The sequence below is a fragment of the Polaromonas sp. P3_C2 genome (genome assembly GCF_056402675.1).
Genome location: NZ_JBFUGX010000140.1, coordinates 1 through 7,921, shown reverse-complemented (window position 1 = coordinate 7,921; position 7,921 = coordinate 1). Strand labels below are relative to the sequence as shown.

The following is a 7,921-nucleotide window of genomic DNA, read 5'->3' as shown; positions in this document are numbered from 1 at the left end:
ACCTTTACTTCGCCTCGCGCGGCTTGCCGTCAGCGCCCGTTATGACCCTGGGCGCCTTCATGTCGCAGCCTGTGCATTGGCGCGTAATGATCGACCTGGCCTGGCTCAGCCTCTTTGCCGGCCTCTACAGCGTGCCGATGTACGCGCTGATCCAGCTGCGCAGCCAGTCCACGCACCGGGCGCGCATCATCGCGGCCAACAACATTCTCAATGCGCTGTTCATGATCGTCAGCGCTATCCTGGCCGGCGCGCTGCTCAAGGCCGGGTTCAGTATTCCGCAAATCTTCCTGTTCGTTGGATTGGCCAATGCGGTGGTGGCGTTCTACATCTTCATGCTGGTGCCTGAGTACCTGCTGCGTTTCATCGCCCTGATCGCCTCGCGCCTGGTCTACCGCTTCAAGATCACCGGTGACGACAACATCCCTGCTACCGGCGCTGCCGTGCTGACCTGCAACCATGTCAGCTTTGTCGACCCGGTGCTGCTGATGGCCGCCAGCCCGCGTCCCATCTACTTTGTGATGGACCACCGCATCTTCAAAATGCCGGTTCTGGGCTGGCTGTTCCGGCTGGCCAAGGCGATCCCGATTGCACCGCGCACGGAAGACCCGGCGTTGTACGAGGCGGCTTTCGAGGCCGCCGCCAAGGTGCTGCGTGATGGTGACCTGCTCGCAATATTTCCCGAGGGCGGCATTACAAAAAATGGCGAACTGCAGGAGTTCAAAGGCGGCGTCATGAAGATTCTGGAGAATGCCCGGCGTGATGGTGTGCAGGTCAATGTGGTGCCGATGGCGCTGACCGACTTATGGGGCTCCTTTTTCAGCCGCGCCGAAAAAGGAGTTGCCATGACCAGACCCTTTCGGCGCGGGCTCTTCAACCGGGTGGGCCTGAATGTAGGCATGCCAATTGCTGCGGACAAAGTGGAGCCTTTGGATCTGAGGGCGAAGGTGGAACAACTTCTGGGACAGGACAAGACATGACTGCGCTTCAATTTTTTAAAGCTGGCGGCAGGCTTTCTCGCGGTGGCTTCTGGCTGCATGGCCTCATCGCGTGGATGGTTTTGTACCTGGCCTGGGCAGCCGCAGGGCCGGCGCCTTCGGTGGTGCTGGCCTGGCTCATCAATGGTCCGGTACTGGCGGCGCTGATATTGCTATGCATCCGGCGCCTGCATGACCGCAACCGTTCGGGTTGGTGGCTGCTGCTGGTCCTGGTGCCGGTGGCCGGCGCGTTGTGGCTGGCGTGGCAACTGGCCTTCAGGCGCGGCCTGCCGCAAGACAATCGCTGGGGCCCCGACCCGTTGGCGCCGCGCGGCGACTATCTGGTGGTGCGGTAGAGGATGACGCGGGACCACAACATGCACAACAACACTTTGATCGTGAACGATGTGACCGGCCTCAACCCGGTTGCCGTCTGGGCCATCAGCAAACCCAAAACCGTGGACGAGGTGTGCGATGCCGTGCGCCGTACCGATGGCCCGCTGTCGGTGGGCGGCGGGCATTTCAGCATGGGCGGGCAGACCGCCAGCCCCGGCAGCCTGCACCTGGACATGCGTGAGCTCAACCAGATCATCCGCTTCTCGCCGATGGAGAAAACCATACGCGTGCAGGCTGGCATTCGCTGGTGCGACATCCAGCGATTTGTTGATCCGCACAACCTCGCTGTGAAGATCATGCAGACCTATGCCAATTTCACGGTGGGCGGCGCGCTGAGCGTCAACTGTCACGGTCGCTACATGGGCCTGGGCGCAGTGGTGATGTCGGTGCGGGAGATCCGGGTGGTGCTGGCCGACGGCAGCGTGCAGGATGCTTCGCCTTCCGTCAATGCGGAACTCTTTTACGCCGTGATCGGCGGCTACGGCGGTGTGGCCGTGATCGTTGAGGCCGAGCTGGACCTGGCGGACAACACCAAGGTCAAGCGACTGGCCCGCAAGATGAGTGCGGCCGAATACATCAGCCACTTCAAGGCCAAGGTCAGGTATTTTCAGGATGCTGTTTTCCACAATGCCGACCTGTACCCGCCGCATTACCGCAAGGTGCGTTCTGTCACCTGGGCGCGTACTGACGAAGCCACGACCGAGCCAAGGCGTTTACAGCAAGGCGGTGAAACCTACCCTGTGAACCGCTACTTTGTGTGGGCCGTGACCGAAACCCCCTTGGGGAAATGGCGGCGCGAATACCTGATCGATCCCCTCCTTTATCTTTTCCGCAAGGTGCACTGGCGCAACTTCGAGGCGGGTTACGACGTGGCGGAGCTTGAGCCGGCTTCGCGCAAGCACACAACCTATGTGTTGCAGGAATACTTCATTCCGGTGGAGCGGTTTGACGACTTCGTGCCGATCATGGCGGAAATCCTGCAGCGCTATCGCGTCAATGCGCTTAATGTGTCGGTGCGGCATGCGCGGCCCGACCCCGGCACCCTGCTGGCCTGGGCCCGGGGTGAGACCTTTGCGTTTGTCCTCTATTACAAGCAGCGCACCCGGGACAACGCCATCAACCGCGTGTCGGTCTGGACGCGCGAGCTGATTGATGCGGCCATCAGTGTCGGCGGCAGCTACTACCTGCCCTACCAGCCGCATGCAACGGCGGAGCAGTTCCACGCCGCCTATCCGCGGGCCAAAGAGCTGTTCGCCCTGAAACGCAAGCTCGATCCGCAGTTCCGCTTGCGCAATGTGCTCTGGGACAAATACTACGCCCCCACATTGAACGCCTCCAACACCTGAACGACTGGGCTTGCCATGACCACAACCTCACCCGCTTCGGAATTTCGCGCCGTTTTCAGCGTCACCCGCTGGCACGACGGTTTTTACAAGTTCCTGCAGAACATTTACCGCCTTTATCCTGAGGACCGGTTTCACACACTGATCAAGAACACCTCTGCCGAGCTTGACAACGATGAAGCCATTTACCGCAGGCTCCAGCGTGAGCTGCCGAAGATCAAGCCCTTCATGGCGGACCTGACCCTGGCGTTGCCGGCGCTCTTCAAGCAGAAGAAGGAGATGGCTGACCAGACCCAGCGGCTCCTGGGCGACAAAAAGCAGATTGACGGTTATGTCGAGATCGGCTCCACCGGCCGCTACATCAGCGAGCTGAAAAAGCGCATCAAGGTGACCGGCCCCGTCACCCTGGTGAATGATGTGGCGCCCACCAACTCGCCGGTGGACATCGCAGAGCGCGGCGGCCTGTTCAAGATCGGCGGCTTTGTGCCCATGAACGACTATGACCCGCTGCCAGCGAGCCTGCCCGATGCCAGCGTGGACCTGGTGACCTGCTACATCGGCCTGCACCACTGCCCGCTGGACAAGCTGGATGCCTTTGTGGCATCCATCGTGCGTGTGCTTAAGCCGGGCGGCATGTTCATCCTGCGCGACCATGACGTCACAACGCCCGAGATGTTCACGTTTGTCTCACTGGTGCACACCGTCTTCAATGCTGGTCTGAACGGCGCATGGGAAACCAATCAGCGAGAGCTGCGCTACTTCCGTCCCGTTGCCGAGTGGGTGGCTTACCTTGGCGAACGTGGACTGAAGGACAGCGGCAAGCGCGAGCTGCAGGCGCACGATCCCTCCGACAACGTGCTGCTGGCGTTCACAAAATCCGGCGAGGCTGCCGCGTGATGCGCTGGCTGCGCAATCTCACAGTTGCGGGCGCCTTCGCCGCGCTTGTCGGTATGGCGTCGGCCTCCGGCCCTGCGCCGGTGGCGGGGCCCGAGCATGTGCGCGGCGTCGAGCAGACGCTGCTGACTTATCCCGAATGGTTTCTGGTGTTCAGCCCCTATGAGTACGGTGAGTTCATAGGTACCAGTGCGCCCAGCCGCTTTCCTTTTTATGGCCACATCGGCCAGTTCTGGGAAAGCTACAAAGCCGTCTTTGACGAGACGCGCCGCCGCGGGCTCGACCTCAACCCCGGCTATCACCTGATGATCATGGTGATAGGCACCAGCACGACGGTGGAATATGCGCTCAAGTCGGCCTATGAGACGCTCGTCGGGCGGCTCGCCGAATCACTGGCCGGCCGCACCACGCCCGAGGACAGGCATGCGGCCAGCGTTGCACAGGACTATGTGCGGTTTATCCGCGTAGAGCCCTGGTACCTGTATGACTTCGACAAGGCGCTGGCAGGTCTTTGGCGCGATGTGCCTCTCATTGGGCCTGACATGGTCCGCAAGTGGGAACGCCGCTTTGCCCTCACGACCGAATACCTGGTCAAGGCGGGTTATGCCCGGCTGATCAAGCTGGGCACGCAGACGATCTACGATGCGCCTTTGCCGGTCACTGCCGTGGTGGCAAAGCCTGTGCCGCGGGCCGACACCGCGCTGCCGGAGCTGAAGGTGCTTTCGCCGACATCCGACGGTTCGGCCCTGGTCACCATCCCCCGCTACGAGGCATTCATGCGCTATGCCCAGGCGCTGGCGGTGCAAGGCGTCAATTTCAGCGAGATCGCAGGCAATGACTCATTCATCCTGGTCAGCGTGCTGGCGCCAGGCACCTGGGAACCCACCAGCCCCGCCACGCCACTGCTGAGGCAACCTATCATCACCCGGCCCGGCACCCAGCGGGTGGTGTTGACGGTGCCCGTCAAACACCTGGCCGAGTCGTTGCGCCAGTGGCAAGCCGGCAAGCTGCAGGTGGAGCACATTTTTGACTATTAAGCGGCGAGAGCAGAAGCCAGGGCGCACCTGGCTTTTTTATCCGTGGCGCGTACTCATGGCGCTGGTGGCCTGCCTGTTGCTGGTTGTGGCTTTTTCCTGGGCCCGCATGCTGTGGGTTGAGGACCACAGCCCGCGTGAGGCGGCACCCAGGGAAGGGCGCTGGCTGCATGCGCATGACGTGGACCTGTATGTGCAGGAATTCGGCGACCCGGCCGCGCCGCCCCTGGTACTGACCCACGGCACCGGCGCATGGAGCGGCACCTGGGACCAGAACGTAAAGGCCATGGCGGCCGCCGGCTATCGCGTCATTGCGGTGGACCTGCCGCCCTTCGGCTTCAGCACGCGGCCTGCTGCGCGCGACTACAGTCGCAACGCACAGGCGCGCCGCATCATCGGCTTGATTGATGCGCTGAAGCTCGGGCCCGTTACGCTGTTGGGCCACTCCTATGGCGGCGGGCCCGCGGCCGAAGCCGCCATGCTGCAACCCGACCGCGTGCGCCATCTCATCCTGGTCGACGCGGCAATCGGCCTGATGGAATATCCCGCACCAGCGAAAAGCGGCGGCGTGGCGGCGAGCCTCTTTGGCATTCGCCCGCTGCGCACCGCACTGATTGCCGCGGTGGGCACTCAGCCCTTGTTCAGCGAATTCTGGTTGCGCCAGTTCGTGGCTCGCAAGGAGGTCGTCACGCCTTCGCGCACGGCAATTTATCGGCAGCCTTTCGTGCTGGACGGCTTCACCGCCAGCCTGGGCGACTGGGCCGCGCAATTTGCCGGCGAGAGCGGCAAGTCCCTGAGCGAGAAACCTGAAGGTTTCCGCGAGCTGCCCATGCCGCTGACCTTGGTCTGGGGGCAAGAGGACACGATCACGCCGCTGTCCCAGGCCGAAACCCTGCAGCGCCTGGTCGCCGGATCAAGACTGCTGGTATTGCCTGGCGTCGGTCATATTCCGCAAATTGAGGATCCGGCCTTGTTCAATATGCGCATGACGGAGGCGCTAAGACATCCTTGAACCGGTTCCTTGAATAAGTATCAAAATTCGATACTCTTCGATCATTGTTGAGGATCTGTATCGTTATTCGCGTGATTTTGCAGCGTTGGCCCGCACAGTAGTGGCACCTCAACAACCGCAAGGTTTTTATGCAGACGCTGATACACCGTGACTCCAAACCCTGGCAGGTTCAGGTGTGGGCCTCGTTCGTGATTGCAGTTTTCCTTTGCGCTGTGGGCTTGTCTTGGCTGCCCGGCAAGGACCTGGACCGCGCTTTCATGATCATGGGGTATTTCTTCTGCCTGTCGGCCGCTTTCGTGCTGGCCAAGTATGTGCGTGACCAGGAGCAAAGCCGGGCCGAAGGCCGGCTGACGGACACCCCAATGTTCAAGCTGGTGGTGTGGGGTGGCTTCTTCCTGGCGATGTCGCTGACGGGTTGGGGTTTGTGGCGCATGGAGATCAATGAAACCTACAAGGCTTTCCTGGGCGTGAGCTGGCTCTACCTGATCACCTGCAGCTTTACCCTGGCCAAAACCCTGCGCGACCGGCACGAAGCCGACTTGAGCGAAGCCCGTATGGGCCGCGGGCCCCGCGGTCACGCGGCCAGCGAATAAGTAACAACACTTCTTCTGGAACGCATCATGAAAAAATCATTTGCTACATATTTAATAGCTGTTTGCGCAATATTGGCGGGCGCTACGGCATCTTTTAATGCGCAAGCCCAATCCGAGGCTTCCGCTCTCAGTGCCGTCTCGGCACTGCCGGTAGCCTCCGTCGTAGTCACGGCCAGCGCCGCGGTGGGTGCAGTCGTCGCTGTGCCTGTGGTTTTGTCTACGGCCGGTACGGTGCTGGTGGTCAAAACGGTGGAGAGCACGGCAAGGGGAACGGTGTACGTGCTGGAGCGCGGCTCCGACGGTGCCCGCGCCAGCATCGAGGTGGTCGGCCGGGGCGTTGCCGGTGTTTCCATGGTCGTCGGCACCGCCGTGGTGGTCAGTGTGGTAAGCGCCGGGGTGGTGCTGTCGGCGGCCGGAGAGGCCATTGCCTTTATTCCCAATGCACTAGGCCGCGCGCTGCTGCACAACGAGCGGTTGACCCAATAAGGCGGAGTACCCCATGAAAATCACTCGAGTCGTCCTGCCGTTGTTGCTGGCTGCTTTTTTCCTGGGCGCCGCCCCAACTGTCCATGCCGGGCGTTCCTGCGAAGCGCGCAAAACCACCCCTCAAACCGTTGAGCGCGGCATGACACTGGCCGAGAAGACGCTGGCATCGCTCAATGCCAGCGGCGAGAAGGTGGTGGTGCTGGCGCGGACAGGCCAAGACCTGGGCAAGTACGGTATTCGCTATTCGCATCTGGGCCTGGCCTATCAGCTGCCCGACGGTCAGGGCGGCATAACCTGGCGCGTGGTGCACAAGCTCAACACCTGCGGCACCGGCGACTCAGCGGTTTATCGCCAGGGACTGGGCGAGTTTTTCCTGGACGACCTGTGGCGTTACGAAGCTGCCTGGGTGGCGCCTGCGCCGGAAGTCCAGGCACGCCTCCTGGCGCTGCTGCAAGACCCGGGCCGGTTGACAGCCATGCACCACAAGCCTTACAGCATCGTGAGCTACGTGTGGGGCCGCAAGTACCAGCAGTCCAACCAATGGGCGATTGAAACCATGGCCGCCGCGATGGAACCCGGGGTGACCACGCGTGAGAAGGCTCAGGCCTGGCTGCAATTCAAGGGCTACGAGCCCACCACGCTGAAGCTGGGCCCTTTGACCCGCCTGGGCGGGCGCGTGACCGCGGCGAATATCGCGTTTGACGACCATCCCAACGACAAGCGGTTTTCTGACCGCATTGAGACCGTCACGGTGGATTCGGTGTTTGACTGGCTGCAACGCGCGCAAATGACTGTGCCCGGCAAGCCCGTGACCGTCATCAAACTGTGAAAACCTGTTTTCCAGAAAACGGAGATAACCATGGCCAACACTTTGCGATTGACAGAAAAATGGATGCACCGCGGCCTCTGGCTGGTGGCTTTGGTGTTTGCCGGTTTCCTGATCGGTTTGGGCGGCACGGTGGTCGGCGATTTGCCGAAAGTCGAGAAGCAGCTCTCGGTCGACGACTACATGGACGCCACAGCCAGCAATGCGCTACGCGGCGCCATCAAAACGGCAGAGCGGGCCGAGCGTGACGCGCAAATCTCGCTGGAGCAAGCCCAGCTTAAACGCCGGGCAGCCCAGGCGGATTCGGCCGCAGCGCGCGAAACCTTCGACAACTGGCTGTCCACGCGGCGCGCCACGCAGTTG

The 7,921-nt window shown here is 61.8% G+C and carries 9 protein-coding genes and 1 pseudogene; all 10 read left to right on the top strand.

Going from position 1 to position 7,921, the window contains the following annotated elements; genetic code table 11:
* Nucleotides 1-977, top strand: a 977-nt coding sequence (locus AC1DWI_RS08165) for a 1-acyl-sn-glycerol-3-phosphate acyltransferase (RefSeq protein ID WP_477724653.1), incomplete at its 5' end; no start/stop codon positions are given.
* Nucleotides 974-1,330: a DUF805 domain-containing protein gene (locus AC1DWI_RS08160; RefSeq protein ID WP_477668725.1), complete on the top strand. Its 357-nt coding sequence runs from the start codon at nt 974-976 to the stop codon at nt 1,328-1,330. The genes AC1DWI_RS08165 and AC1DWI_RS08160, both read left to right, overlap by 4 nt.
* Nucleotides 1,331-1,351: 21 nt before the next feature.
* The gene (locus AC1DWI_RS08155; protein WP_477668724.1) at nt 1,352-2,716 is read left to right on the top strand and encodes an FAD-binding oxidoreductase; all 1,365 of its coding nucleotides are present in this window, start codon (nt 1,352-1,354) and stop codon (nt 2,714-2,716) included.
* Nucleotides 2,717-2,731: 15 nt separating this feature from the next.
* Nucleotides 2,732-3,610, top strand: coding sequence for a methyltransferase domain-containing protein (locus AC1DWI_RS08150; protein WP_477668723.1), 879 nt, complete (start codon nt 2,732-2,734; stop codon nt 3,608-3,610).
* Nucleotides 3,607-4,644: a hypothetical protein gene (locus tag AC1DWI_RS08145; protein ID WP_477668722.1), complete on the top strand. Its 1,038-nt coding sequence runs from the start codon at nt 3,607-3,609 to the stop codon at nt 4,642-4,644. The genes AC1DWI_RS08150 and AC1DWI_RS08145 overlap by 4 nt, the downstream gene beginning before the upstream one ends.
* A 55-nt stretch (nt 4,645-4,699) precedes the next feature.
* Entirely contained in the window at nt 4,700-5,653 is a 954-nt protein-coding gene (locus AC1DWI_RS08140; protein WP_477668721.1) for an alpha/beta fold hydrolase, read from the top strand.
* A gap of 128 nt (nt 5,654-5,781) precedes the next feature.
* Nucleotides 5,782-6,246: a YiaA/YiaB family inner membrane protein gene (locus AC1DWI_RS08135; RefSeq protein WP_477668720.1), complete on the top strand. Its 465-nt coding sequence runs from the start codon at nt 5,782-5,784 to the stop codon at nt 6,244-6,246.
* A 27-nt stretch (nt 6,247-6,273) separates the two neighbouring features.
* Entirely contained in the window at nt 6,274-6,732 is a 459-nt protein-coding gene (locus AC1DWI_RS08130) for a hypothetical protein (RefSeq protein ID WP_477668719.1), read from the top strand.
* A gap of 13 nt (nt 6,733-6,745) precedes the next feature.
* Complete coding sequence (locus tag AC1DWI_RS08125; protein ID WP_477668718.1) at nt 6,746-7,561, top strand: DUF2145 domain-containing protein; 816 nt, start codon at nt 6,746-6,748, stop codon at nt 7,559-7,561.
* 30 nt (nt 7,562-7,591) lie between these two features.
* Nucleotides 7,592-7,921, top strand: a pseudogene (locus AC1DWI_RS08120) (serine endopeptidase); the annotation flags it as partial.

Coding starts and splice junctions, on each gene's coding strand:
- AC1DWI_RS08150 (WP_477668723.1), top strand. CDS start 2,732: ATGACCACAACCTCACCCGCTTCGGAATTTCGCGCCGTTTTCAGCGTC.
- AC1DWI_RS08155 (WP_477668724.1), top strand. CDS start 1,352: ATGCACAACAACACTTTGATCGTGAACGATGTGACCGGCCTCAACCCG.
- AC1DWI_RS08160 (WP_477668725.1), top strand. CDS start 974: ATGACTGCGCTTCAATTTTTTAAAGCTGGCGGCAGGCTTTCTCGCGGT.
- AC1DWI_RS08140 (WP_477668721.1), top strand. CDS start 4,700: ATGGCGCTGGTGGCCTGCCTGTTGCTGGTTGTGGCTTTTTCCTGGGCC.
- AC1DWI_RS08135 (WP_477668720.1), top strand. CDS start 5,782: ATGCAGACGCTGATACACCGTGACTCCAAACCCTGGCAGGTTCAGGTG.
- AC1DWI_RS08130 (WP_477668719.1), top strand. CDS start 6,274: ATGAAAAAATCATTTGCTACATATTTAATAGCTGTTTGCGCAATATTG.
- AC1DWI_RS08125 (WP_477668718.1), top strand. CDS start 6,746: ATGAAAATCACTCGAGTCGTCCTGCCGTTGTTGCTGGCTGCTTTTTTC.